The sequence below is a fragment of the Candidatus Campbellbacteria bacterium genome (genome assembly GCA_016699465.1).
Lineage (GTDB): Bacteria > Patescibacteriota > Minisyncoccia > Phycocordibacterales > EsbW-18 > EsbW-18.
This window is the reverse complement of the sequence record CP064977.1, coordinates 39,657-64,546: the sequence shown is the minus strand read 5'-3', so window position 1 is coordinate 64,546 and position 24,890 is coordinate 39,657. Positions and strand designations below refer to the sequence as shown.

Annotated in this window: 22 protein-coding genes; 6 read left to right on the top strand and 16 right to left on the bottom strand. The window is 39.7% G+C overall.

Features of this window, described 5'->3' with window-relative positions; all coding sequences use genetic code 11:
* Nucleotide 1: 1 nt before the first annotated feature.
* From IPJ70_00335 to IPJ70_00295, 9 genes are all read right to left on the bottom strand, one after another.
* The gene (locus IPJ70_00335; protein ID QQR82555.1) at nucleotides 2-1,012 is read right to left on the bottom strand and encodes a sulfite exporter TauE/SafE family protein; all 1,011 of its coding nucleotides are present in this window, start codon (nucleotides 1,010-1,012) and stop codon (nucleotides 2-4) included.
* A 23-nt stretch (nucleotides 1,013-1,035) separates the two neighbouring features.
* Nucleotides 1,036-1,611 (bottom strand): hypothetical protein, encoded by a 576-nt coding sequence (locus IPJ70_00330; protein QQR82554.1) that lies wholly within the window; start codon nucleotides 1,609-1,611, stop codon nucleotides 1,036-1,038.
* A 63-nt stretch (nucleotides 1,612-1,674) separates the two neighbouring features.
* On the bottom strand, nucleotides 1,675-3,258 hold the full coding sequence (locus IPJ70_00325; GenBank protein QQR82553.1) for a multicopper oxidase family protein: 1,584 nt from the start codon (nucleotides 3,256-3,258) through the stop codon (nucleotides 1,675-1,677).
* Nucleotides 3,259-3,262: 4 nt separating this feature from the next.
* The gene (gene cadA, locus IPJ70_00320; protein QQR82552.1) at nucleotides 3,263-5,533 is read right to left on the bottom strand and encodes a cadmium-translocating P-type ATPase; all 2,271 of its coding nucleotides are present in this window, start codon (nucleotides 5,531-5,533) and stop codon (nucleotides 3,263-3,265) included.
* 14 nt (nucleotides 5,534-5,547) lie between these two features.
* A complete protein-coding gene (locus IPJ70_00315) occupies nucleotides 5,548-6,111 on the bottom strand; it encodes a DUF305 domain-containing protein (protein QQR82551.1) in 564 nt (187 codons plus the stop codon).
* A gap of 38 nt (nucleotides 6,112-6,149) precedes the next feature.
* A complete protein-coding gene (locus tag IPJ70_00310) occupies nucleotides 6,150-6,437 on the bottom strand; it encodes a metal-sensing transcriptional repressor (protein ID QQR82550.1) in 288 nt (95 codons plus the stop codon).
* Between the two features lie 417 nt (nucleotides 6,438-6,854).
* On the bottom strand, nucleotides 6,855-8,789 hold the full coding sequence (locus IPJ70_00305) for a cation-translocating P-type ATPase (protein QQR82549.1): 1,935 nt from the start codon (nucleotides 8,787-8,789) through the stop codon (nucleotides 6,855-6,857).
* A gap of 14 nt (nucleotides 8,790-8,803) precedes the next feature.
* Entirely contained in the window at nucleotides 8,804-9,079 is a 276-nt protein-coding gene (locus IPJ70_00300) for a metal-sensitive transcriptional regulator (protein QQR82548.1), read from the bottom strand.
* Between the two features lie 63 nt (nucleotides 9,080-9,142).
* Nucleotides 9,143-10,462, bottom strand: coding sequence for a recombinase family protein (locus IPJ70_00295; protein QQR82547.1), 1,320 nt, complete (start codon nucleotides 10,460-10,462; stop codon nucleotides 9,143-9,145).
* 354 nt (nucleotides 10,463-10,816) lie between these two features.
* Here IPJ70_00295 and IPJ70_00290 point away from each other — a divergent pair, with 354 nt between their 5' ends.
* Nucleotides 10,817-11,734 (top strand): hypothetical protein, encoded by a 918-nt coding sequence (locus IPJ70_00290; GenBank protein QQR82546.1) that lies wholly within the window; start codon nucleotides 10,817-10,819, stop codon nucleotides 11,732-11,734.
* Here the strand turns inward: IPJ70_00290 and terL are convergent.
* The 4 genes from terL to IPJ70_00270 form a co-directional block, all read right to left on the bottom strand.
* Entirely contained in the window at nucleotides 11,718-13,247 is a 1,530-nt protein-coding gene (gene terL / locus IPJ70_00285; protein QQR82545.1) for a phage terminase large subunit, read from the bottom strand. The genes IPJ70_00290 and terL overlap by 17 nt on opposite strands.
* A 2-nt stretch (nucleotides 13,248-13,249) precedes the next feature.
* On the bottom strand, nucleotides 13,250-13,657 hold the full coding sequence (locus IPJ70_00280; GenBank protein ID QQR82544.1) for a hypothetical protein: 408 nt from the start codon (nucleotides 13,655-13,657) through the stop codon (nucleotides 13,250-13,252).
* On the bottom strand, nucleotides 13,644-14,918 hold the full coding sequence (locus tag IPJ70_00275; protein ID QQR82543.1) for a DNA modification methylase: 1,275 nt from the start codon (nucleotides 14,916-14,918) through the stop codon (nucleotides 13,644-13,646). Before IPJ70_00275 ends, IPJ70_00280 begins: the two co-directional genes overlap by 14 nt.
* Nucleotides 14,919-15,080: 162 nt before the next feature.
* Nucleotides 15,081-15,494 (bottom strand): hypothetical protein, encoded by a 414-nt coding sequence (locus IPJ70_00270; protein ID QQR82542.1) that lies wholly within the window; start codon nucleotides 15,492-15,494, stop codon nucleotides 15,081-15,083.
* 78 nt (nucleotides 15,495-15,572) lie between these two features.
* Here IPJ70_00270 and IPJ70_00265 point away from each other — a divergent pair, with 78 nt between their 5' ends.
* From IPJ70_00265 to tsaD, 5 genes are all read left to right on the top strand, one after another.
* Entirely contained in the window at nucleotides 15,573-16,211 is a 639-nt protein-coding gene (locus IPJ70_00265) for a hypothetical protein (protein ID QQR82541.1), read from the top strand.
* A 13-nt stretch (nucleotides 16,212-16,224) separates the two neighbouring features.
* Nucleotides 16,225-16,452: a DUF2188 domain-containing protein gene (locus tag IPJ70_00260; protein QQR82540.1), complete on the top strand. Its 228-nt coding sequence runs from the start codon at nucleotides 16,225-16,227 to the stop codon at nucleotides 16,450-16,452.
* A 2-nt stretch (nucleotides 16,453-16,454) separates the two neighbouring features.
* Nucleotides 16,455-17,372: a nucleotidyltransferase gene (locus IPJ70_00255; GenBank protein QQR82539.1), complete on the top strand. Its 918-nt coding sequence runs from the start codon at nucleotides 16,455-16,457 to the stop codon at nucleotides 17,370-17,372.
* A gap of 5 nt (nucleotides 17,373-17,377) precedes the next feature.
* Nucleotides 17,378-17,968, top strand: coding sequence for a hypothetical protein (locus IPJ70_00250; protein ID QQR82538.1), 591 nt, complete (start codon nucleotides 17,378-17,380; stop codon nucleotides 17,966-17,968).
* Between the two features lie 216 nt (nucleotides 17,969-18,184).
* Nucleotides 18,185-19,384, top strand: coding sequence for a tRNA (adenosine(37)-N6)-threonylcarbamoyltransferase complex transferase subunit TsaD (tsaD, locus tag IPJ70_00245; protein ID QQR82537.1), 1,200 nt, complete (start codon nucleotides 18,185-18,187; stop codon nucleotides 19,382-19,384).
* Here the strand turns inward: tsaD and IPJ70_00240 are convergent.
* The 3 genes from IPJ70_00240 to IPJ70_00230 form a co-directional block, all read right to left on the bottom strand.
* Nucleotides 19,370-20,419 carry a CAP domain-containing protein gene (locus tag IPJ70_00240; protein QQR82536.1) on the bottom strand — a complete coding sequence of 350 codons (1,050 nt, stop codon included), beginning with the start codon at nucleotides 20,417-20,419 and terminating at the stop codon, nucleotides 19,370-19,372. The genes tsaD and IPJ70_00240 overlap by 15 nt on opposite strands.
* Before the next feature lie 9 nt (nucleotides 20,420-20,428).
* Nucleotides 20,429-21,079: a class F sortase gene (locus IPJ70_00235; protein QQR82535.1), complete on the bottom strand. Its 651-nt coding sequence runs from the start codon at nucleotides 21,077-21,079 to the stop codon at nucleotides 20,429-20,431.
* Nucleotides 21,080-21,230: 151 nt separating this feature from the next.
* Nucleotides 21,231-24,839 carry a DUF642 domain-containing protein gene (locus IPJ70_00230; GenBank protein QQR82534.1) on the bottom strand — a complete coding sequence of 1,203 codons (3,609 nt, stop codon included), beginning with the start codon at nucleotides 24,837-24,839 and terminating at the stop codon, nucleotides 21,231-21,233.
* Nucleotides 24,840-24,890: the final 51 nt, after the last annotated feature.

The following is a 24,890-nucleotide window of genomic DNA, read 5'->3' as shown; positions in this document are numbered from 1 at the left end:
ATTATATATTAAACAAAGGGCTAATAATACCGATACCTGCAAGACCAGCAAGTAAAGCAAAGATTCCAAGGCCGATCACTACGACACCTGCTGATTTAAAGAACAATGGAGCGTGTTTTGAATGAGCAAATGATACTGAACTAAAAGACAATAGTGCGAGCATTGGAAGTGTACCGAGGGCGAATGCAAGCATTAATCCCATGCCAGAAATAAATGACCCACTTGAAAGTGCGGCGACTTGCATTGATTGAGTAAATCCACATGGAAGGAAGAATGTACCTATACCAATAAGGATCGGCGCAATAGTCGCGTGTTCTACTTTTCTAAAATACGCAAATAAATTACTTGGTAGTGTTAATTTGCTCTTTTTGAAAACTCCAACAAGATTTAAACCGAGGAGAATCATTACTGTTGAAGCAATTAGTCCAAGTATTGCGGAGAACATAAAGTTTATTCCAATTGCTTTACCAATAAGACCAAGCAATCCTCCAAGTAAAGCAAATCCAAGCACTCTACCTAGGTGAAATAGGATAAATGGTTTTTTTGCAGACTTACCATCATCTTGCATAACCTTAGCTGAAAGTGACAGAACAAGTCCTCCTACGATTGCAAGGCAACTTGAGACTGAAGCTATGAGTCCAATAATAAAACTTGTTGCGGGTGTAGTTTTGCCACCGATACCAAGATTTAAAATACCTGATTTTTGAAGAATAAAGAATAATACCAAGAACACTAAGCCAATTGGTATTGCTTTCCAAATAATGTCATCAGACTGTTTTTCTTTAATAATCTTATCAACAGAAAGAGTGTAGCCGTGTGATTTAATCTTTTCAGTAAGCAGTGAGGCTAACTCTTCTGGGCTACTATTGCTATCAGTATCAATATGAACAATTTCTTTTTTTAGATTTACATGAACACCTTTGACCATATCTTGATTACCAAGAATATCCTCAATTAATATTTTGCATGACGCACAATGAGTTCCAGAAACATGTAATGTGTAATTTTTCATAATATTTTGGTTATGTTTATAATTTATAATCCTGCAGTAAATTGATATGAACTTGGAATAGTACTTGGAGATTCTTTCTCTGTTCCGTAAGTAATGACAATTTCTTGATGTGTCTCAAGCGGAAGCTGTCTTGGGTCACCTATGTATTGTTTACCATTAACAAAAACTTTTAATAAGTTATCTTCTGTAACCACATATCCCCCAATTGATTTTTGAGTAAACTGTACTCCCCAAATATCAAAGAACTGACCCAATGTAAATGTTTGAATTCTCGGTGACTCAACATGAATAACTCCTGTTTTGTCATGAGTATGAATGTCAGAGATAAAACCGACCGACTGATTAACTCCAATACTTGATGGCACAGGTATTAATTTACCATTTACAAAAATATCAAGATGTTGATGTAAATGTAGAGCAGACCCTTCTGAAGAAAGTGCTGGTAAATGAACTGCATTTAAGCGAGCACGGAGGTTTACAGTTTCAGCTTCCCACGGGGCAGTTCCTGTTTGTATGCCAGGGAGTAATTCAGGATTATCCAATACTGTGACTGTTCTTTTTGCGTGATGGTAGCTCCATAGAGATAATCCGAGTATCACAATCAGTATCCCTGTAATCCACACTTTATTTGAAATTTTATTTTTAGGCTGTTTTTTCATAAATTATTTTTCAACTGTAAACTGAAGCATCATTCCTGATTCAAGATGTTCTGAAATGTGACAATGTGCCATCCATGTACCAACATTCGAAGGATCAAGAATAATATCAACCGTTTCTCCTGATTTAACAAGAACAGTATCTTTCCATGCAAGATTTGTTTGTTGTATACCATTACGGCTAACTACAAGAAATCGCTGTCCATGAAAATGAATAGGGTGTTGCATTGGGTGCATGGAATTTGGATCATTAAAAATCCTAATTTTAACAGGTTGATCCTTCTTAAATGTCCAATTAATATCTTTGTTCTCTTTTCCAGTATTTTGCTCTTTAATCTTCCATTTGATGGAATCAGTATTAGTCACGGCACTCATCATTTGATTCGAATCGTCCCATTCAATACCGTCAGGGCTAGACCCCATCATTGACCCGCCCATTGAAGATCCATCGGACATCATATGATTTCCGTGACCCATACCTTGCATTCCCATCATATTTCCTGCCATATCAAGAGTAAGGGTAATATTTTTATCTGGAGTATTATTGAAATAACTTCTAAATGGATCAATGCTTTTTATTGTTGCTATATTTGATTGAAGAATATTAAATTCTTTTTCATATGAGACATTTATTTTCTCCTCACTAGCTGAAATAGTTCCGAGTGAGTAGGTTTTACTAGGGGTCTGATTCTGTATTTCGTAAGTACCTGCTTTCGGTATAAGTACATCTACAATTGCTCGTTCAGATGGACCGAGAACTACACTGTTTACAAATGACGCCTTTTCATAAGCACCACTATCACTGCCTACTAATTTTAGTTTTAAACCATTTATTGCAAAATTATAGGGTCGAGCGTTTGCTGAGTTAACAACATACATTCTTACAACCTCACCAGAGATTGCTTTGAGTATGTAATTATCATCTCCATTTACGAGCATAATATTGCCATAATGTCCCATGAGTGTGTGACTTGTTTTATTTTTGTTTAAAGTAATACTTCCATTTTCAAATGGAATATCTGAAAGAAATAATGGAATCTCTCTGTTTACCGCAGGGAAATATGCGGGATCGGTCGGTGTTACAATAAAAGCTCCGTAAAGTCCCAAACCTTGCCCATATACTTCTTGAACATGGGGATGGTACCAATATATACCAGCATCAGGGAATTTTAATTTATAGGAAAATGATTCACCGGGTTTCATTTCTTTTTGCACCATTTGCGATCCATCATATGCGTTATCCATTCGCACACCATGAGAATGAAGTAATTGTGGAATATCTGTGTTGTTTTTGAAATTTATTGTTACCTCTGATCCTTGTGCTACTCGAATAGTTGGCCCAGGGATTGACTCATTATATGCAAGCATTTTTTGATTTGTGCCATTAATACTTCTTGTTATATACGAAGCAGTCAAATCAAATGTATCTCCATTTTTTAAATCAACAAATGAACTTTCTATTGCTGTTTTCCCTGAGTCGTTTTGTGTAACATTATTTTTAATTAATGATGTATTTTTACTAAAACTAAATAGAGCTATAACTACAACGATTACTAGTGCCAAGATTATATAAGGTGTTTTATTTTTCATATAATTATAGTTTCTTAGCCTTAATTCGTAATGAGTTCGATACTACAGAAACACTTGAGAATGCCATAGCAAGTCCTGCAAACGCTGGATTTAATAACCAACCAAATACTGGATAGAAGAGTCCTGCAGCAAGAGGAATACCTACAACATTAAAGATAAATGCCCAAAAAAGATTCTGTTTGATACCTCGCATTGTCATCTTCGACAGCTTTATTGCTTGTGCAATTTTGGAAACATCACCACCTAAAAGTGTGATACCTGCTGATTCAATGGCGACGTCTGTCCCTGTCCCCATAGCGATACCGACATCAGCCTGTACAAGAGCAGGGGCATCATTTATACCATCTCCAACCATAGCGACAATTGCACCGCCATCTTGTAGTTCTTTTATTTTTCCTGCCTTTTCTTGAGGTATAACTTCAGCAATAACTGCGTCAATACCTGCGAGTTTCGCTATATAGCTTGCTGCTAAATAGTTATCTCCTGTGAGCATTATTACTTTAATATTTCTTGCATGGAGTTTTGCAACCGCTTCTTTTGATTCTTTTTTTAAAGTATCTGAAAGTGCAATAAGTCCAATCTGTTTTTTATCAACTTCTATAATAACAACTGTTTTACCTTGCTCTTGTAGTTCTTTGATATTACCTGTAATAGAGACATCTTTTGATGGTTTATGAATTGCTATGTGTTTATTGCCAATCATACCTTCGACTCCAACACCTTCGAGTGCTTGGAAATTTGTAACGGTTTCAAGAGATATTTTTTGTTCGTTTGCCTTAATAACAACAGCATCTGCGAGAGGGTGCTCAGAAAGTTTTTCTACGCTCGCACTTACACGAAGGATATCTGCTTCTGCCCATGTTGTATCAAGAGAGATAATATCAGTTACTTCAGGTTTTCCTTTAGTTATTGTTCCTGTCTTATCGAGAACAACAGTATCTACATGACTGAGCTTCTCTAGTGCTTCTGCGTTTCGAATAAGGATCCCGTGTTCTGCACCTTTTCCAACACCAACAATAATGGCTGTAGGTGTTGCAAGTCCTAATGCACACGGACATGCAATAACAAGAACTCCTACAAACGAAAGAATCCCATAAGAAAGAGCTGTTGAGAAACCGAGCGCTGATGTACCCACAGTAAGCCAAAGGAGTAGAGTGAGTACCGCTATGCCAAGTACGATTGGCACAAACACGCTAGAAATTTTATCAGCCATTGCTTGTATCGGGGCTTTTGATCCTTGTGCATCTTCAACCATTTTTATGATTTGAGCGAGTACAGTATCAGATCCAATTTTTGTCGCTTTGAATTTGAAATTACCTTGTTTATTAATTGTTGCACCAACAACAAAGTCTCCAGTCTTTTTATCAACAGGAATTGGCTCACCTGTAATCATTGATTCATCGATAGATGAATATCCTTCGACAATAACTCCATCTACAGGGATTTTTGATCCTGGCTTCACGATAATGATGTCACCGATTTGTACTTCGTGCACAGGTACTTCCACCTCAACACCATTACGCCATAGTAAGGCGGTTTTTGCTTGAAGGCCTAGAAGTTTTTCTATTGCTTCACCAGTACGAAGTTTTGAGCGTGCTTCGAGATATTTACCTAACATCACGAAACCAATTACTACTATAGTCACATCAAAATAAGTGGTTTCAGGAAGTTTCAAGGCCACCCTCATCAAAGGGAAGAGTGTAATACTGATACTGTAAAGGTATGCAACAAGCGTTCCAATACCAATAAGAGTATCCATATTAGCGACACGATATTTAGCAAATTTTACTACTCCTTGTAGAAAGGGTTGCCCAATCCAAAACAATACAACACTCGCAAGCACCATAGAGATGGTGTTGAAGATAGACATCGGTAATGGAAGATTTGGAATTGATGTAAATAATTTCGCACCGATATCCCACATCATTAAGATAAAAACAAGAAGAGCAATCGGTAACACAAACTGTGTTTTTGTCTTCATAGTAAGAAGCTCTTTCAACTTTTCATCTTTTGATTCATTGATACCTGTATGCATACTGTGATCTTCCATAGTATGAGAACTAGTTTCATCAACAAATGTGTATCCTAATTTTTCAATCTCATTATTCATTTGATGTACAGAAACAATTGTGTCATCAAATGAAACATTTGCTTTTTCAGTCGCAAAATTAACATTAACAGCATCTACACCTCCAAGTTTAGAAACCTTGTTGGTGATAATAGTTGCACAACTTGCACAATGCATCCCTTTAATTTTTAGTGTTTTATTTGTCATATAGGGATTTTATATTAGATGTTATACCACTGTGTTCTCCAGTCTTTGAAGATCTTAAGTGTTGTTGTAAGGAATGTATCAACCGCATCCGCATTATTTAAAATTTCAGTTCTACTTGATTTTGTCTTTATTTCTTTTGTCATGAGCAATCCTGCTTCATGGTGTGCGATAAGTGCATTAAGAAAGCGAAGATCAAATTTCTCATCATACGTTCCAATGTTAGAAACAATTGGGTCTTTTACTTGTTTTGTATCTCCATACCAATCTTTTTTCCATGTGTATAGCTCAGCAATTGATTTTGGCTCATCCCGCAAAATCATCGCAGAGAGATCCTTCATTTCTTGTCGCTGTGTCTGTGTACTTGCTTGTGTAGCCAAAAGCATTGCTCCTCTATGATGAGCAATCATCGCATCAATATAACGAAGATCAAGTGTTCGATCTGGACGACCAAAATCCATAGTTGTTTTGTCGTACATATTCACTTTATAGTCAGCAGTACTGGCATACCCAGCAACCCACCCCAAAACACTTGTTACTACCATAAGAGAAATTGCTAATGTTGTTGAAATTTTAGACATAATTTTTTATATAAATTTAATAATAAAACACTAAAAATCTACTGCATGTTGTAGATTTTTAACAATTCTTTGATTGAACCTTCCTTGTCGGTCTTTAACCTTTCAGCAAGACAAGACTCTAAGTGACCCTTTAGTAATTCTTTTCGTGCGCTATGTAAAAGACCTACGACACTATCGATCTGCTGAATAATTTCAGGGCAGTATCGTCCATCGTCGACCATCTCAGGAATCTTAGCTACACTTCCTATTGCCATATTAATAACTTTGCGAGCTTTTGTATTCGGCTCACCGTGCTTGTGAACATGATTGTGTGTTTGTTTGACCATATACCCTATAGTATAGGGTATATGGTTTTGGAAGTCAACTACTTAATTTCTCCATTACACTACCAAGGTGATTTTCTTCTCTTTCAGTATTAACCTGCTCCTCAAATGTCCAATCAGTTCATGCTTCTCCAGTGGAGTACCCTCCTCTAAGTACATACTTGGCATATTCTCTAATATTCACGGCATCTTCGTTGATTGAATACTTTGGCGTTCTTTTGGTTGCAAGTCTTTGCTGTCAGTTAAATCGCTTGATCTCTTCTTCAAGTTTTGTTCGCATACCTAGTTAATTAATCCTTACTTTGTCTATGACTGTTAGTTTTGATGACCCATTTAGTTATGTACTAAGTGCGACCCACAAACCTACATGTTGCAGAAAAAAGAACGACAATTGTCGTTCTTTTTTCTAACTATATTTTCCTAACAACTACTGCACGTCCCATCAGAATGGTTATCTGCTACGGTTGTGCTGTCGTAGTTATAAAGACGCAACGAATTGATTACCACAAAGATCGTTACTCCAACATCCGCAACAATCGCCATAACAAGGTTAGCATTACCTGAAACAGCAAGTCCAAGGAATCCAACTTTAGTAATCAAGGCAAGCGCAATATTGAAGCGAATAATGCCATTTGATTTTTGTGCAATCGAGATAAGCTCTGGCAGAAGGGATAGTTTGTCGTTCATGATCGCAATATCAGCATTCTCAATTGCAACATCTGATCCAGTTGAAGCCATAGCAATACCAACAGATGACGTAGCCAATGCTGGAGCATCGTTGACCCCATCTCCAACCATGGCAACTGATCCGTATTTCTTTTTCAGCTCTTGTATTCGTGCAACTTTTTCTTCTGGTAGAAGTGACACATACACTTCATCAATACCAACGGTGTTCGCCACAGCCTGTGCCGGAGCAAGCGTATCGCCAGTAAGCATGATTGAAGTGATACCTATTTTCTTGAGTTCGCTAACTGCTCGCGCGCTGTCTTCTTTTATTTCATCACTCACTCCGACAATTCCTTTGATTTCTGCTCCATTGGAAACAAAAATAACAGTCTTTCCTTGTTTCTCAAGTCCCTCCGCCTTTTTAGTGATACTGTCGTCAATTGCTCCATGCTCATCTCTCATATATGCAAGCGTACCTGCACAGCGATGACTATCGGTACACACAAGACAAACTCCTTCTATGCCTTTGCCTGAAGTTGCTTTGTAAGAATCGAACGTATGCAAATCCATTTTCTTCTCTGTCGCATAGGCAATGATACTTTTTGAGATTGGATGTTCAGAAAATGTTTCAAGCCCTGAAAGGCATGAGATGACATCCTGCTCAGTATTCTCGCCAAAAGGAATAACATCAGTTACGATCGGCGTACCTTTGGTAATGGTGCGAGTCTTGTCGAATGCTATCGCTTTAATCTTACCCATTTCCTCCAAGAAGCGACCACCTTTAATCACAACTCCTCTGCGTGAGGCATTGCCTACTGCTGAGAATACGCTAACAGGAGTAGAGATGACTAAAGCACACGGGCAAGAAATAATAAGGAGGGTTAGAGCTTGAATAAACCACTTTTGAAATGGCTCGCCAAAAATGAGGACAGGAATGACCACTAAGAGCACAGAGGAAAGCAAGATGAGTGGCGTATAGTATTTAGCGAATTTTTCAATGAAGGCTTGAGCGTTTGATTTTCGTTCGGCTGCTTCATAGGTAAGATTTATTATCTTCTGCAACGTGCTTTCACCTGAAAGCTTTGTGACCCTTACTTCAAGATATCCATCACTTGCCACGCTTCCTGCGAACACAGCATCGCCAGCCACTTTTGTTTTTGGAAGCGGTTCTCCAGTGATTGATGATTCATCTACAAGCGAATTACCTGAAACAATCGTACCGTCAACGGGAATAATATCTCCGTGCTTTACGACAATGATCATATCTACTGCGAGTTCAGTTAGTGGCAAAACCGTTCCGTCCTTGAGAGTTGCTTGCTTCGGTGTCTTGTTTACCAACTCTTGAAGTGAAGATTTGCTACGGGAAATCCCAAAATCTTCAAGCACATTACCGAGAGAGAAGAGAATTATGACAATCGCTGCTTCTTCAAGCTCGCCAATTGCAACTGCGCCGATAACAGCAATAGTCATCAAAAGATTGATGCTTGAAAAACGGAGTCTCAAAAGGCTTATGATTCCTTTCTTGAAGACATCTCGACCGAATATAATGACAATCAGCCCCAATGCTCCCAGTTCAATAGGATACGGTAAGTGTTTTCCCGAAAGAGACAGGGCTTCAAAAGGAATAACCGCCACAAGAGCGATGAGTAAGTATTTAAATTTTTTGTTTTGTAAAAGTTGTTTAAACATATATGATTGTAGCTTTATTTCCTCTTAAGCTTGTAGACTTTCATGACCTCGCTTTTTGCTTTAACAAGCTTACCCGAAGACATATCATGTTCTACGCAATGATTCAGATGGTTTTCAAGCAACAAGTCTTCAATGTTGGAAAGACCTTGTTTGACTGCCGAAGTCTGCGTAATAACATCAATGCAATAAGTGTCATTGTCGACCATTTTTTGAAGGCCTCTGATTTGACCTTCAATAAGTTTGAGCCTGCGAACAATTTTTTCCTTACTCTTTTTGTCTAAGTATTCCATAGGCAAAAGTATACCCCTTAGGGGGTATACTTGTCAAAATGATGGGTCCTATTAGTTTTGTACTTATTCTTTCAAAGTAATCTTTTTATTCGCCAAACAGATCTTACTCTTCAAACATCCAAGTAGTTCTCGCTTTTCAATATCGGTTCCTTCTTTTAAGACATACTTCGCATATCCTCGTACGTCTATATTTGGGATATCAATTTTTTCTTTAGTCCCTAGTAAGAATTTTTGTAGTTTAGAAAATCGCTCAACATCATATTTTATCTTTTCTTTGACTTCTATTTCATTTAAATTTATCTTTTCGATTAGTTCGTTGAACTGCTTGAGCAATTCTCTTTCTTCTGTATACCCACATTTACAATCCACCCCGCGCGCTTTAGTACAGCCGTAATAGACGTATCGAGCAACACCACCATTCTTGATTTTCTTGAATTTCTCATCTGCTGATATGCCAGATCCGCATAATCCACAGAGCATCATTTTAGTAAAAGCAAACTCCTTGTTTTCTACTCTTAACACATTACTTTTTATCTGTGCTTGTACTAGATCAAACAATTCCTTAGTCACTATTGGTTCATGCTTTCCTGTATACCAATTACCTGATCGTCTTGGATACTCAAAAACTCCGTAATAAAAGGTGTTATCTAAAACTTTATAAATATTTCCTAAACTGAGATGTTTCTTTCCTACAGCGGTTCTGAGGTTTAAATCAAATTTGAGCCAATTATAGATTTTTCTACCACTCCAATGTTCATACGCCACTTTCTCAAACATCTTTTTAATAATTGGTGCTCGTTCTAGATCAAGGAGTGTCTCACACTTTCGATCCATTCGTTTCTCTTTCATATAGCCTGTTGGAGCAGGACCAGGCCATAATCCCATTTCTACTCTTGTTCGCAATCCTCGTTTTACGTTAATACTCTTGTTGTCGTTTTCAAGTTTTGCTTGAGAACACAAAATCATTAAAAGGAACTTTTCGTTCGGTGAGTTTTTAAACTGTTGACCGTATGTCCGAATCTCCATTAGTAGTTGCTGATCCATGAGATCGACAATACTTCCCAAGTCACCAGCGTTACGAGAAAGACGATCGGGTGCCCAAGTGAGGATTCCATTAAATCGTCCTCGTCGTACATCTTCTAAAATTTCCTTGTACACAGGTCGTTGTCCTGATTCTTTTGCACTATGCGATTCTCTTCGTATTTCTACGACTTCCAGTCCATCACGTTCGGCAAGCTCAAGCATTTCCTTTACTTGCGAATCAATCGAAAGAACTTGGCGTTCTTCTGATTCGGTTGATTTACGAGCATATAGAACGTACCTAATTTTTTGTACTGGTGCTATAACCTCCTTACCAATTCTGGCTGTGGTATATGTTTCCATACTATATTAATGACAGAGAACACTAGTCTTGCTAAGTCTATGCAGAACTAAAAAAACGTAGCGTACTCGCGTACTAGCCTTAGCAAAACTAGGGGTTTGCGATAGAATTTAAATTGAATAATAGGGTCAAAAATGTTATTATTCATTTACAAGTTAATACAGAGACCTAACCCCTGTAAGCAATTACAGGATATGGTCGCAAAATCCGTCCAAAGTAAAGAACTCCTAGTCAGAGTCTACTTTGGACGGTCATATCTGGAAACGGGTATGGGTATACCTCACGGGGTATATCGGATCTGGCTAGGAGCTTTTTGCTACCTATACGATCCTTCATAACAAAACCGTCCAAAGTTTATGAAAAATCTTTTAGAAAAGTTTAAACAATTATCTCTTTTTAAACAGATAATTATTGTTCTCGTTGTTCTTACTATTGTTATAGTTAATTTTGATTTATTTAAAAACCTCGTTTATATAGGTCTTATTGTCGGTGTAATCTATCTTTTATTTACCAAAGTATTCAGATCACCAAAAAGAAAAGGCTTAGATTTATATTCTCAGAAAATTAAAGAGCTATTAATTGACGGCAACCTCTCAGATGAAGAGAAAATAATTTTAGAAGAAATTAAAAAGGAGCATAATTTAACTGACAAGGATGTTGAGAAATACAACTTAGCAGGATTCAAAATTTTCTTTGACAAGATCACTGATGACTCACGAATTACAGAAGCAGAGCGAAAGGAACTAGTTAAAATTTATTCAGATCTAAATCTTTCAACTGATAATCTCGCTTACAATCAGAGTGATTTTAATAAATACCATACACTTTATCTAATCGACGAGGGTAAACTTCCAACTATTGATGTTCCTAATTTGAATGTTAATTTAAGTAATGGTGAAAAACTGCACTATGTTAGTAAGGCATTTATTATCAAAAACAAATCGATAACCAAGAGTTATAACTACAGTGGTTTTTCTGCATCTATAAAAATTGCCAAGGGGTTGAGATACCGAGTTGGTAATGTCAAAATTAATCCACAAAAAGTGAATGTCATGATGACAGACGATGCTGGTACTTTTTATCTAACAACAGAAAATCTTGGATATATTGGTCTTAATAAACACTTCAGTATTCCGTACGACAAAATATCCTCTCTAGATATTAGAGATGGATTTTTGTACCTATACAAGAAAGGTAAGGAAGGTCCATTCATTATCTCAATGGATGACTTTGAACTACCACTTGCGATTGTCTCTTTTAAGATAAACGAATAGGTTTTTCTACATCAACATAATCGCTGTAATATAAGATGTCATCGTCGTCACAGCCATAGTTACGATCTGTACTAACCCATGCCATAAGTACCGTACCGTCATGTGCGTGTTTGTCTAATGTCGAGTTAATAAGGAGCGAAAAAGCATCGGCTAAGTCATCATGCTTTTCAACACCGAATCCAACAAGCTCTTGGATCAGATCTTCACATCCGTGCCGCGGAAACTTAATGATTCCTGATTTGATAGAAGTCGAAGTGAGAGATAGTCTTGTTCTTTTGTCTCCTTTTGGCTTTACTGACTCTGCTTCAACACCGTTAAGTTCAAGCATTTGTGGTAAGGCTTCTTGATACGACACACTTTCAACAAACAGCGTATCTTGTCTTCTTGGCATTTGTGTATTCTTGAAGTTCTTCATGAGATCAACTTGTGCAGGAAAATTTAATTTCTGTTTTATTGGATTTGGAAGAATATAGATTCTCATTTTCTCCCGACGAGAATACACATGAGCAGACACGATAGCAGTATAGTCCGCTGAATCTTTGGTTGAGATTGCAAGATCCACTCCTGCATAGGTACCACGATAGCCCTTATGTTTTGTTCCAGGAAGTTCGTCATAGAATTGAATCCACTCTGGATAAATTACTTGATCGTCACTTGGAATAATACGGAGCAAGTATTCTCTCTGCCACGATATCTCACTCGCCACACTCATTTTCTGTTCTTCAACATCTTTGAGTTCTGGATATTTTCCAGGCCATAAACAAACATCTTGTTCATCTAAAAGTGGGTATTGTTTAAAGACACCTCTTGAGCGTTTGTTCTCAATATCATCCTTGATACGCATGAGAAGCGAATCTTCGTGTAAGAGGTTTCCAACAATGATCAATCGGGTCTTTCTATCTCCCGCAGGAATAACCTCGCCATAGAGCCATTGGTATGTCTTATCCCGCCCCTCGCGTGTTTTGGTGGACTGTACGTCTTCAACGTCGTCACAGATGATGAGATCGGGGCGGTGTTCATTGTGTCGTGACCCACGGATACTTTGTTCAGTTGAAGCAACTGTAATTCTGGCACCGCTTTTGTTGAACACAAGAGAATATGAACCCCATTCATCGCTCTCTTCTTGGAATGGTCCGAGGTCTTTCTTGAGCAGATCATTTCCCTCAAGTTCGTTTTTAATGTTCATCATGTGTTGCTTGGCTTGTATTCTGGTCTGACAGAAGATCATACAAAACTTCTTTTGTTGTTTTCCAAGGATCGCCCAGATCGGGTATGCAGTTGTCACCATGGTTGATTTTCCTGATCCACGAAATGCCACCACATACAAATTCTCTATGGCTGACTTTTCTAAATGGTGGATGATCTCTTTCTGGAAGTCCGCAGTCTCATACTTTACATAATGGGCATAATAGAAGTGGAAGAAGTACAAGAAGCTATCTTTAGTGATAGAGGTTCGCACTAACTTATCTTTCATCATTTTATTCACTAAACTGGTTTCAATTATTTTAGTCATAATTATTTTTCTTTGTTAATTCTTTTAATGGATTTGCTCTTGGTAATAGAAGCGAGTTTAAGAGCGTTGCGGACGATCTTTGCCTGTGACGGTGTGAGTGCTTCGCTTTCTTCTTTTGTCGTGATTTCGAGTTTATTTTTGTAGTTGTCATTGCGGTGACGGAGCCAGAAACTGATGGCGGGATAATTCTTTTCCTTAATCAAGGTGAGGAGCTGTGTCTCACTCATATCGTTCACCAACGCCACACCGTCTTTAAGTGCTTGATCCATTTTCTTGCAGAATGAAGCATCGTCTTTCCGCCAACGGTATACACTATTGCGAGAGACACCTGTTTTTTCACAAGCAACTTGTACAATCGGTACTTTTGTCAGTTCTTCAAAAAAATGATCTTGGAGTTTATTTTTCTTCATAGAAGTTTTTGATTATCTCTGCTTTCCGACCAGTCAGTTTTTCATAACGGCGAATTGCCAAATCACAAAATACTGGCTCGATTTCTAAGGAGTACACCTTGCGACCCAATTGTTCCGCACAGATCATGGTGCTAGCAGATCCCGAGAAGGCATCAAAAATAATGTCGCCAGGCTTAGTGCAACGCATAATGAACTTATGATGTAATTCTGGATTCTTGCTTGTTGGGTGCTCCATTTGATTCGATGGAAGTCGCTTCGTTGCCCAGAGGTTTGATATTTCTTCAAGCAATTGGTTTCCTGTGCTTAGATCTTTGTTTTGTATCTCATTGAGATTTTTTACCAAGTCAGACAAGTATGGAGATCCTTTACTTCCATAGACACAAAACTCTGTACATTTGTTGAAAGCAACCGTAGGGGTCGGTGATGAATTGTTCTTCACCCAGACATTCAAGCGTCTGTTCTTAATACCCAGTTCCATGTAGAGCGTTTGAAAAACCCACACCCAGGCTTCATCCGCCCAGAATGCGACATGCAAGTCTTCAACAGATACAGAAAGTGCAGACTTCAATACTTGTCGAATGAATTCAACGTACTCTTTTGGAGACTGGTTGTCGTCGAAAGATCCACCATAGTTTCTGGTGTTACCAACGCCTTTGTCATACGATAGCCCGATATTAAAAGGTGGATCGCTATAGATAGCCGTCGCCTTATGCTCTCCGAATAGTTTTTGTACGGCGTGTATGTCTGTTGAACTGGCACAGAGTAACTTGTGATCACCCATGATAATGAGATCACCTTTTTGCACCACAGGTGTCTTTATCTTTTTGATTTCCTTGTCGACGTCAAACTTATCGTCTTTTGTATCTTTGTCTTCATCCCAAAACTTTGCGATTTCCATGTCAGAAAATCCTGCAAATTTTATGAGATCTAAATCAAACGACTTAAGCTTTTCAAAATCCCACTCGCCATCGTTCACATTGCTTTCAAGTGCAATCTTGGTACGCTCATCATTAGTGAGTGTACGATCAGGAACGAGAACAGGGACTTCCTTGATTCCTAATTGAGTGAGAGCTACTTTTCTTTGGTTACCTGACAAAATAGTATTGTCGGTATCAACAACGATCACACTATGAAAACCACTTTGAATGATTTTGTCTTTTAATTTCTCAAGAGCGACCTTTGTTATTTTTCTCGGATTTTCTTTCCAAGGAACAAGATCTTTAACCTCTCGAATTTCTGCACGCCATTGTATTTTTTGCATAGCATTTTATTAATAATTTTTAATAAAATGTATGGACACAGGTATAGAAAAAGCCTATTCCACACACAAAATAAAAGAAGTTCGAAGCTTCTGCTATTTTTTGCGCGGAATAGGCATGTCCTAGGGAGCTACACTATTCGCTTGTTACTACGCATTATTGTTTTAAGCAATCTTTTCCTGTTTTTCTAATCTCCTTAAAATTCTTTGTCCCTTTATACTGTTTACGAATTCAACAGTATCTTTACCAGGAAGTAATGGTATTTTAGCTGTTGGTTTTTTAATAAAAACTCTTTTTCCTTGTTGATTATATTTTGTAACAAGAATTTTGAGTTGTTCGTAATCAAAAAATGGACCAGAAAACAACAATGTATTGTTTTCTATTATTTTCAACGAGCCTTGGCTCATTGGAGAAAATACTCGACCAGGCTTATTTGACTGCACGGAGCGATCAATAGTATTTGCTTGGGAAGTGGTCACACGAGCATTGGTGTGAAATTGAACATCGGTTATTTCGATGATAATATCACCCAATTTGGGTTCGTGAATCGCTTCGTGCAATACTAATTTCTGCTCCATGTCTCTATTCTATCAAGAGGGGGTGTAAAATGTCAAATCTTTATTTACACTTTACTTTGAACATGCTATACTACCCCTATGCATATCATACAAAAGCAACTTTTAGATCTTATTGCGACACACGAGGATTTTGGGTCATACAGCCTTAGAAAGATAGCTGAAATGGTTGGTGCAGAGGGAAAACCCCAGACTGCCAAGTACCACCTTCAGAAGCTTGCTGAGGGAGGATTGATCCAAATGAATCTTGAAGCTGGGGTTATAAAGCTCGTCAAAAGAGGTTATGCAAAAGCATCAGCAAGTCCGATCTACTCCCTCCCTGTTGTTGGGTCTGCCAACTGTGGTCCTGCCACAATATTCGCAGAGCAAAATATAGACCAGTATTTGAAAATTTCTTCTTCACTTCTTCCACGCAACAAAAGTAATTTGTATGCACTTATCGCTGACGGCGATAGTATGAACAAAGCAGAAATTGATGGAAAGACGATTGAAAGTGGAGATTTTGTTTTGGTTGATAGTGAATACAAGATTTATAAAAATACTGACATAGTTGTCGCTGTTATAGACGGTCTTGCTACGATCAAGCGATACAGAGAAGACAAGGTGAATAGAATGATTATTCTAGAAGCCGACTCAACTGAAAAATATCTACCAATATTTATTCACGAGGGTGATGACTTCCAGATAAGCGGAAAGGTTGTGGGTATTATTAAAAGTTAATCTTAAAAAACATATGGCAAAAAATATACATACAGTTTTCAATTCAGATCGTCACATGTGGGAAAATAAAGCAGAAAAATCTTCTACTCCACTTTCTTCACATCACACAAAAGAGAATGCTCTCAATAGAGCAGAAAATATTGCTGAAAAAGCAAAGGTTGAACATTTTATTCACGGTAAAGATGGAAAGATTCAGGAACGTAATAGTTACGGCAACGATCCATTCCCACCTAGGGGCTAAATATGTCTATACCTCTTTCTCAATTAGAAACATGGTCGAACCAAGGTGCTACTGTGTCATCTAAAACAACTCACGAATCTATACGTTGTGCACTTACTCACGATCTTTCGCCACTGAAAGATCGTATTAGTAGTGGTTCTGTAAAAATTTATTTACAAGGTTCTTATAAAAACGACACAAATATTAGGGCGGATAGCGATGTTGATGTTGTCGTTGAGCTTACAACTACGTTTGGTCATAATGCACATGAACTTCCTTATGAACAAAAAACTGCTCATGATCAAGCATACAGTAGCGCTATTTACGATTGGCAAGATTTGCGACGAGATGTTATTTCGGCACTCGAAAGCTACTATGCTGTAGCTAATGTTGATACAAGCGGAAATAAATCTATTAAAATTCTACCAACATCGGGTCGCTTAAAAGCGGATGTGGTACCAGTAATTAATTATCGTAAGTATGACTATTTTTTCGGATCTGACACACATAGTTCAGAGGAAGGTGTAAAATTTTATCACCGAACAACCAATAGAGCCATTGTAAATTACCCTGAACATCATTTCAAAAATGGTGCACAAAAACATCAAAATACTCAAAATCAATTTAAGCAGGTTGTAAGAATTATAAAAAACGCTCGAAATTATCTTGTTGACAAAGGTCTTCTAGATAAAGAAAAGGCACCATCGTATTTTTTACAAAGCTTAATTTACAATGTACCAAACTCTTGTTTCTCTAACGATTTATCTGCGTCAACAAGATCTGTTTTAAATTATTTATACACTAACCCAATTGACGATTTCATGTGTCAAAATGGTCTTATACCACTTTTTGGCACGTCAGGAGAGCAATGGAATACTGACGATGCTGTAGCGACAATAGTTGCACTTGTTGATCTTTGGGATAATTGGTACGAAAGATAATCTATATGCACCCATATTCAATAAATTCAGAAGAACATAAAAAGGCATCTTTCTACTTGGCAGTATTTGCAATATTGCTTGCTTGGGGGCTGTATTTATTCTCCAAGAACGTAATATCCCTGCCTTGGTGGATAGAAGCGCCATCAGTAATAGGGTTCTACGGAATTCTGTATAAATGGTTTGATACTAAGCTTTGGAGAAACAAACATATTCGTAAGCTACTTGGAATTAGAACGCCTATAGTTGATGGCTCATGGTCGGGTGAAATAAACTCGGCTTCTGTTTACTCAAAAGGACCGATACCAACAAAAAAGTTTTGTATTAAACAAACATGGACACATGTCAGTATTTACCTAGAAACAGAGACATCGGAATCTCATAGTTTTGAGACATCAATGAATGTGGATCAATTTGATACAGCCAGAATTCATTATCAGTATATGAATGTCCCAAAGGATAGTGCGCCTGAGACTATGCATATTCACTATGGATCTGCGACAGCCAAACTTACTGATGAAAATAGCCTTGAAACAGAATACTATTCTGGCAGAGATAGAAATAACACAGGTTCATTTAAAGTTATAAAGTTACAGTAGGGTGTAACTTTATATACCCCAAGTAGTGTAACTTTTGTCACTTTTTAGTCCGCACGAGACGCGTCGATTTAGTTTCTGAAAAAGTGCTAAAATAACCTTACTGGTCTTGTCCGACTTTGGTTCTAACACGAGACCGCCCGCATGAAAATACTAGCAATAGAAACAAGTTGTGACGAGACAGCGGTGAGCATCCTAGAATGCTCTGGAGAGGCGCATATGCCCTCCTGTAGCGTTTTAGGCACAGGACTCTACTCGCAGGCCTCAAAACACGCCGAATTTGGTGGTGTCTTCCCTAACCTTGCAAAACGGGAGCACCAGCTCAACTTGGTACCAATGCTTACACTTGCCCTTCAAAACGCAGGGGGCAATATCAAATATCAAATAACAAATGAAAAACACGACGCTTCCACATTCGACATTTTATCTTCCATCCTCGATCGTGAACCAGAGCTCCTCATTCAACTCAAACAATACTTCACAGAGCATCCTGAAAATCCTGGGTTTGATGCGATAGCGGTTACACAAGGTCCCGGTCTTGAACCCGCACTTTGGGTTGGTATTAGTTTTGCAAAAGCACTTTCTTTCTTTTGGAATATTCCACTTGTTCCTGTTAACCACATGGAAGGACACATCCTCTCCGTGTTGATGAACGGAGAAAAAAATCCGAAATCCGAAATCCGAAATCCGAAAATAGAATTTCCTACGGTTGCGCTTCTTGTGTCGGGTGGACACACGGAACTTGTTTGTGTGCGCGACTGGGGCACCTACGAACTCATAGGACAAACACGCGATGACGCCGTGGGAGAGGCGTTTGATAAAGTCGCACGTCTCCTCGGACTTCCCTATCCTGGCGGACCTCAGATTTCGGCTCTTGCCGAAATCTCGCGAACGAACGCACAAAAAACACAAATAAACACCAATACAAATTCGCGTGTATCTGCGTCTGATTCGCGTACATCTGCGATTCATCTCCCTCGTCCCATGATCAATTCTGAAGATTTTGACTTTTCTTTTGCAGGACTCAAAACCGCAGTACTCTACACTGTCAAAAAAATCGGCGAACTCTCCGATGATCAAAAAAAAGAAATTGCGAGAGAATTTGAAGACGCCGCTATTGAAGTGCTCGTTGCAAAAACAAAAAAAGCTCTCGAGCTCTACAATGCACCAACACTCATTATTGGTGGCGGTGTTGTCGCAAACACCTACCTGCGTGACGAGATGAAAAAAATGCTCGCACAAGAATTTCCTGATGTTACCCTACTTCTCCCTACGCACGAACTCTCGACTGACAACGCAGTTATGATAGGTATTGCTGGCTATATTGCCTATACAAAAAACTCCAATGGGTATGGAGTTTTTCTACCCGCACACGACACACTTCGTGCACACGGCACACTACGTTTACATAATGAGTAACTCTTTTGCAAGAAGTAGGTAGTTGAAGTACGACAAAAAGACAATCAAAATAATGAGTGCAATACCGTGTGAAAATTCACGCGAGTGCCTACGATGTACCTGATACCACACCATAAGCATCGTAACGAATGCGAGAGCGAGTCCAATGATAATGTATCCCCATCGAACAATGGCTCGTGGCTGTGATAAAAAGGTATCCCACGCATTTGCATGTACTATACGCTCCACAGGCATTACTTCATTTTGCGCCGATGCGCCCGCTGTGTTTGTTCCCTGTGCAGGTATACGCTCTTGAGCCAACGAAATGTCTTGTGTTGCCACAGGAGCAGATTCCGTTGGTTGTACTGACGCACTCGATGTGTTCGATTCAACTTGCACAACTGTTGCCCCTTGAACTTCTTGAGTATTTCCCAACGTTGACTGTGGCAGTGGTTCTTGCGCACTTAACGGCGTAGCAACACGTGCAGGTGTTCCAAAAAGTTGTACGACAAAAATAGTTTTTTTACCTTTGTAGTGTCCCGGAACAGCAGCAATACCAATTTCAGTAAACAATCCATTCATGATGTTTGCACGGTGCCCTGGAGAATTCATCCACGCTTTTTCAACATCACCTGAATCAACAAAGTTAACTGCCAAATTTTCTCCAGCATTCACAAAATTGTATCCTGCTCGATAAAACCAGTACCAGGGATTCAAACCATCAGGACTTGTGTGGGCAAAATACTCATTCGCCGCCATGTGCTCTGCTTTCATGCGTGCTGCTTCTTCCAAAATAGGACTTACAGTTAAGTCAGAGAGCCCATCTCCTTCTCGATCTTTATTTGCTAAATCAACAAGTACTGCAGGAACAACAGCTGCAGTAAACTCTGTACTTGTACGAATAAGCAGTGCCTGAAAAACAGAAAATCCAAACGTAAGAACCAACACGGTTGTCAACGCAACAATACTTACATCACGAACCATGTGTGGCTTGTGATCATTGCCCTGATGTGGAATAAAATAATCTTTGAGATGTTTTCGCATAGTATGTAGCATTAGTATATCCTACTTCGTACCATCGTTATCAACAAGTGTCGCATACACCACGAGTACTCGGTCATATTCGTGTGTCTCATGATTGTAGGTCCCTGAACACGTGATAAGACGCAACCCAGAAAAATCTATATCACCATAGACATCCTTCGTTGGAAACTCATTCCTATTGTATCGTTCAAGTGCTGTTACACGAAATAGTGCTGTCGTTCCATCAGCGCGATCAATGTACACATACTCACCCTGTGTGAGTTGTCCGAGTGACATAAACACACCAGGTCCTTCATATGAATCAACGTGCCCAAGAACAACTGCTGGTCCTAATTCACCGGGAGTTGGACCATACGTATACCATCCCACTTCTGTATATCCTTTTGGAATTTCAATTTCTCCAGTGTCTTGTAATCCAAGCGGAACAAAATTTGTATCTACATATATTTTTGGTATACGGATACGTACTGGCACTGATTCAGTAAGTGGTTGTGCTGGATCAAACATTGGTCGTGAAGATGTAGCACGATCGCTCGTAAGACTTTTTGAGAAACGGCCCTCCTGCACACCTTGTTTTGAGACAAGGAGAATTCCACACCCAACAACGAGAACTAGAATTCCTACAGATACGAGTAGTTGTTTTGTGTGTGTTTCTAGAGTAAAAGAAATCATATACGTTATATATGATAACTCTTTTTAGAGTTTATGTCAATCCCGTCCAAATACTGTATCTACAGCACAAAACCCGCCTAGATGGCGGGTTTTGTTTGATTTCTAGAAGCGAGGCTTCCCTTTCGGAGGCCGTGCTTCGTATCTTACATTTTTAGTAGAAACACATCTTGAGTCCTCCAAAACCTGTGTTTGGTGCTCCAACAGGGGCAAGGGCAACCTGATCGCCGAGCACTTGTTCACCAAGCACTTCTCCTGTGCTTGAAGACCTGTTTCGGTGACTGCGTCCTCCACCACCACTGCTTTGTCCTCCACCATCATCATCTCCATTATTTTTCTTATCTTGATCGTTTATGAAGGTGCATGTCACCACTTCACCATCGTGGAGAGTAATGTCTGATGTGATTTGTGTTTGTATCTCAGAGAATACCTTTGTTGGAGTTGGGTTGTCAGACACACATGATTCATTCGTGAGAGTCCAACCAAGCTTTTGAGCCTCATCAACACCGTATTCACCAGGGGCAAGAACGTAGGACTTTTCATCGCCACCAGTGAGACTGAATGTTCCCTCTTCTCCCAACCATGTTGCGTTGAAGAAGAAGTTTACATCACTGTCACTACCATCAGTTACCTCTTTTTTAATGATGATTGTTCCGCGTTGTTCGTCACCACCACCACCCTGCTCATCATTGTCTGATGGCCCGCCGCATGTTGTGTCTGATGGCCAGTCAGTGAATCCATCTTCGTCGTTGTCGATACCGTCTGAACACTGTGGAAGTGGATCTGGCGTACACGATCCATCTTCACCAGTAAGTGTAAGCTTGTAGAGTGCTCCGGCAGGATTTGTTTCTGCAGTAGAACCACCCAATGCCCAGTTCTTTACTTCAACAGTAATCTTGTTTGTACCATTCACGAGAAGTGATTTCACATCGTATGAATCTGCTGCGCTAAAGTTATTTTCATCTGTACTTGTACTTACTCCTTGATCATTGACCCATACGCGGTATGAGTTATCTGTTGCAAGATCAAGATTTGCACTTACGAGCTTTGTTGTATCTGTCCAGTTGAAATACTTTGTGAACGTGTATATTTCGTCACTTGTAGGATTCTCAACGTTGAGTGATTTCCAAATCCATGTTGCACCAGGAATTGATGTTGTCCATCCTGGGTGTACCCATGTTGCAACTGCATTAAGTCCTGTTTCAACAACAACGTTTGTTGTATCACTTACGACGTCAAGGCTACATGTCTTTGGTTCTGGGTTCTTCGTTGGAACCAAACAAACTGAGTCAATAAATGTTCCAAGAGAATCTGCCGACGAACCAATATCTTTAAATGCAAGGTTTGTCAATGATGATGTTGCAATAAAAGTAACTTCTGGAGACATATACCAGTCAGGATTACTTGATGTTACCCCAAAAACGTTACTATCAATTTGTTCGCCATTTTGTGTGACCCATACTGCGTTGTTTTCTGGAAGCGTTCCGGGACGTGTCGCACGCCAGTAGGTTAATTTGTATGCTTGTCCTGGAGTTGTCACAACATTTTGAGAAATCGTTGTTGGTGCTGTTGAGTCGAGTTCTGCATATTGGTCACCATTCTGCGCAACCCACCCTGAGTAACCTGCCTGAATCTCTAGAGGAGCATCTGTTTCTGTGTCTACCAGCTTTGCAATCCACTCAAGTCCCGGAGTAAGGTTTGCAAAAAGTTGCCAGTCGCCTCCGTTGTCAGTAACAATCGGTGCCTCAAAACTTCCGTTTTTGATGAGATTTCCTTCACAGAAAGGTGCTTCATCTTTTGTGTTTGTGAATGTACACGTGATGTCGTCGCCGTGTGAGAAGTCGAGCTCAATGCCACTTTCACCCATATCCGTTCCCACAAGTTGTTCCGCGTCGTTGCGACACTCCCAACCAGTGAGACCCCAATCCGGAAGACCGATTTCTGCAAGAAGGTGTGTTCCTGTTGCAACAGGTATTGCACCTGAGCCGTCGTCGTTGTCCTGAAGAGTCGCGAATGCCTCGCTATCGAGTGTGAAGTCAAAAGGCTGTGTAGATCCGTCAGGGTTCGTCATTTTGATGACGGTGAGTGTTGTGTCGTCAGCTGGTGGTTGCTCACACACACCTTCTTCACGTCCATTCACCACAAGCTGGTAGATTCCAGCAGCTGGATTTATTTCTGGGTTCAATTCACCATTTGCAATGTTTTCAATCTTAAATTCAATGGTATTCCATCCTGAGACAACGTTTGTTGTCACATCAGTAGGACCAGTGACTGCTCCATAGTTGAATTCACCTGTGTTTGAGATGATTGGATTGCCGTTGATAGTAACCCAGTAGCGATTGTCTGCTGCAAGGTTTAGTGTTGCGTCATTGACAGGACCGTCAACGTAGAAGTCTTTCGTGAATGTTTTTGATTCATCTACTGCAAGATTTTGTATCTGGTATGAATCCCAAATCCATGTGGCAACACTGTTGAGTGCTGTGGTCCAGCCAGAGTGAATCCATGCTGCAACAGCGTTTCCATTGCCAACACCTTGGTCACCGACTGCACTCACAACATCTACGCGGCAAGCTTGAACTGGAATACAACTGTATGGATATCCTGGGTCAGTGCCCGGTTCTTGTCCAGGTTCACACCAATTGCGAATCGCAATTTGGTAATCTTCCACTTCTCCATCAGAAGCAAGCCCGCTTGGAAGAAGTGCGCCATCTGTTGTGTGGAATCGAACTCGCAAGAAACTTTCAACATAGTTGGAGGCATTTCCATCAATTGGAACGGCGAATGTAAGCGTGTTGAGACCTGCAACAACAGGCTGGTTGTTGAAAATCCTATCGGTTGGTTCGAAGACACCGCTCGTACTCCAATCAACCCATGCATCAATGTATCCTGCAACTGATGCGGTTACTTCCATAGTTGCTGTCGTGCCCGTTACAAGGATACACCCGTGATTGGTTGGGCATGCCACAGGAGAGGATGTAATGAGAACCCCATCTTCGTCATCAATACCAAAGTTATCATCTTCAAGTGCGTCTGACCCGGGAACTACATCTGTCTCTGCATCAATAAGAGTTCCGAGGTATACGCCAGGAACAATCACGTGTCGTGCCCCGTCAGAAACAAGCCGTGTTGGGTAGCTGTGTCCTGGGTCTGGTGCATCACCAAAATCAAGATCTGGTGGGCACACTTCGCTATTCACGGTGAGCTTGTAGAGCAAGCCCGCGGGATTTCCCGGCCCATCTGGTCCGTCGTTGGTTGCTACAATCGTCAGTGTGTTTGTACCTGATAGAAGATCGCCCGCAGGAATGACGTATGATTCAACCGACTGCCAGGTGCCATCAGAACCAATCGCATGACCATTTATTGTTGCAACGTAACTATTGTCTGTAGTTATATCAAGAGTTGCTCCTGTTGGAGTATCTGTGATAGTAAACGTTCTCGTGAAAGTAAGTGTTCCTGCTGGATTTGAACCCGTATCATTCGCGGGTGTCTTGTCCGCATCCCAAACCCATGTCGCTCCTGGAATTGACACTGTTGATAGCCACACAGAGTGAGGAGTAACAGCTACTGCAGAACCACCACCTTCTACTTGTGTATCTGAATCACTGTAAATAATGTCTGGGTTATTTGGTTCACACAGGGGTGCGACCAGTGCATTTGCATTCAGTGCATTAAAAGAAAACACTCCAACAATAAGGAGCGCTGCCATGAACGTAAGACCGATACCTCGATATGTTTTATACGATGCGTTAGTAATGAAATTCATATATACGATTAATAACTTGCTGTATACGCAAGTTTAAAAATTACAAATAAA

Excerpts from the sequence above, each read along its gene's own strand:
- IPJ70_00335 (QQR82555.1), bottom strand. The coding sequence starts at position 1,012 with ATGAAAAATTACACATTACATGTTTCTGGAACTCATTGTGCGTCATGC.
- IPJ70_00325 (QQR82553.1), bottom strand. The coding sequence starts at position 3,258 with ATGAAAAATAAAACACCTTATATAATCTTGGCACTAGTAATCGTTGTA.
- cadA (QQR82552.1), bottom strand. The coding sequence starts at position 5,533 with ATGACAAATAAAACACTAAAAATTAAAGGGATGCATTGTGCAAGTTGT.
- IPJ70_00315 (QQR82551.1), bottom strand. The coding sequence starts at position 6,111 with ATGTCTAAAATTTCAACAACATTAGCAATTTCTCTTATGGTAGTAACA.
- IPJ70_00310 (QQR82550.1), bottom strand. The coding sequence starts at position 6,437 with ATGGTCAAACAAACACACAATCATGTTCACAAGCACGGTGAGCCGAAT.
- IPJ70_00305 (QQR82549.1), bottom strand. The coding sequence starts at position 8,789 with ATGTTTAAACAACTTTTACAAAACAAAAAATTTAAATACTTACTCATC.
- IPJ70_00300 (QQR82548.1), bottom strand. The coding sequence starts at position 9,079 with ATGGAATACTTAGACAAAAAGAGTAAGGAAAAAATTGTTCGCAGGCTC.
- IPJ70_00295 (QQR82547.1), bottom strand. The coding sequence starts at position 10,462 with ATGGAAACATATACCACAGCCAGAATTGGTAAGGAGGTTATAGCACCA.
- IPJ70_00290 (QQR82546.1), top strand. The coding sequence starts at position 10,817 with ATGAAAAATCTTTTAGAAAAGTTTAAACAATTATCTCTTTTTAAACAG.
- terL (QQR82545.1), bottom strand. The coding sequence starts at position 13,247 with ATGACTAAAATAATTGAAACCAGTTTAGTGAATAAAATGATGAAAGAT.
- IPJ70_00280 (QQR82544.1), bottom strand. The coding sequence starts at position 13,657 with ATGAAGAAAAATAAACTCCAAGATCATTTTTTTGAAGAACTGACAAAA.
- IPJ70_00275 (QQR82543.1), bottom strand. The coding sequence starts at position 14,918 with ATGCAAAAAATACAATGGCGTGCAGAAATTCGAGAGGTTAAAGATCTT.
- IPJ70_00270 (QQR82542.1), bottom strand. The coding sequence starts at position 15,494 with ATGGAGCAGAAATTAGTATTGCACGAAGCGATTCACGAACCCAAATTG.
- IPJ70_00265 (QQR82541.1), top strand. The coding sequence starts at position 15,573 with ATGCATATCATACAAAAGCAACTTTTAGATCTTATTGCGACACACGAG.
- IPJ70_00260 (QQR82540.1), top strand. The coding sequence starts at position 16,225 with ATGGCAAAAAATATACATACAGTTTTCAATTCAGATCGTCACATGTGG.
- IPJ70_00255 (QQR82539.1), top strand. The coding sequence starts at position 16,455 with ATGTCTATACCTCTTTCTCAATTAGAAACATGGTCGAACCAAGGTGCT.
- IPJ70_00250 (QQR82538.1), top strand. The coding sequence starts at position 17,378 with ATGCACCCATATTCAATAAATTCAGAAGAACATAAAAAGGCATCTTTC.
- tsaD (QQR82537.1), top strand. The coding sequence starts at position 18,185 with ATGCCCTCCTGTAGCGTTTTAGGCACAGGACTCTACTCGCAGGCCTCA.
- IPJ70_00240 (QQR82536.1), bottom strand. The coding sequence starts at position 20,419 with ATGCTACATACTATGCGAAAACATCTCAAAGATTATTTTATTCCACAT.
- IPJ70_00235 (QQR82535.1), bottom strand. The coding sequence starts at position 21,079 with ATGATTTCTTTTACTCTAGAAACACACACAAAACAACTACTCGTATCT.
- IPJ70_00230 (QQR82534.1), bottom strand. The coding sequence starts at position 24,839 with ATGAATTTCATTACTAACGCATCGTATAAAACATATCGAGGTATCGGT.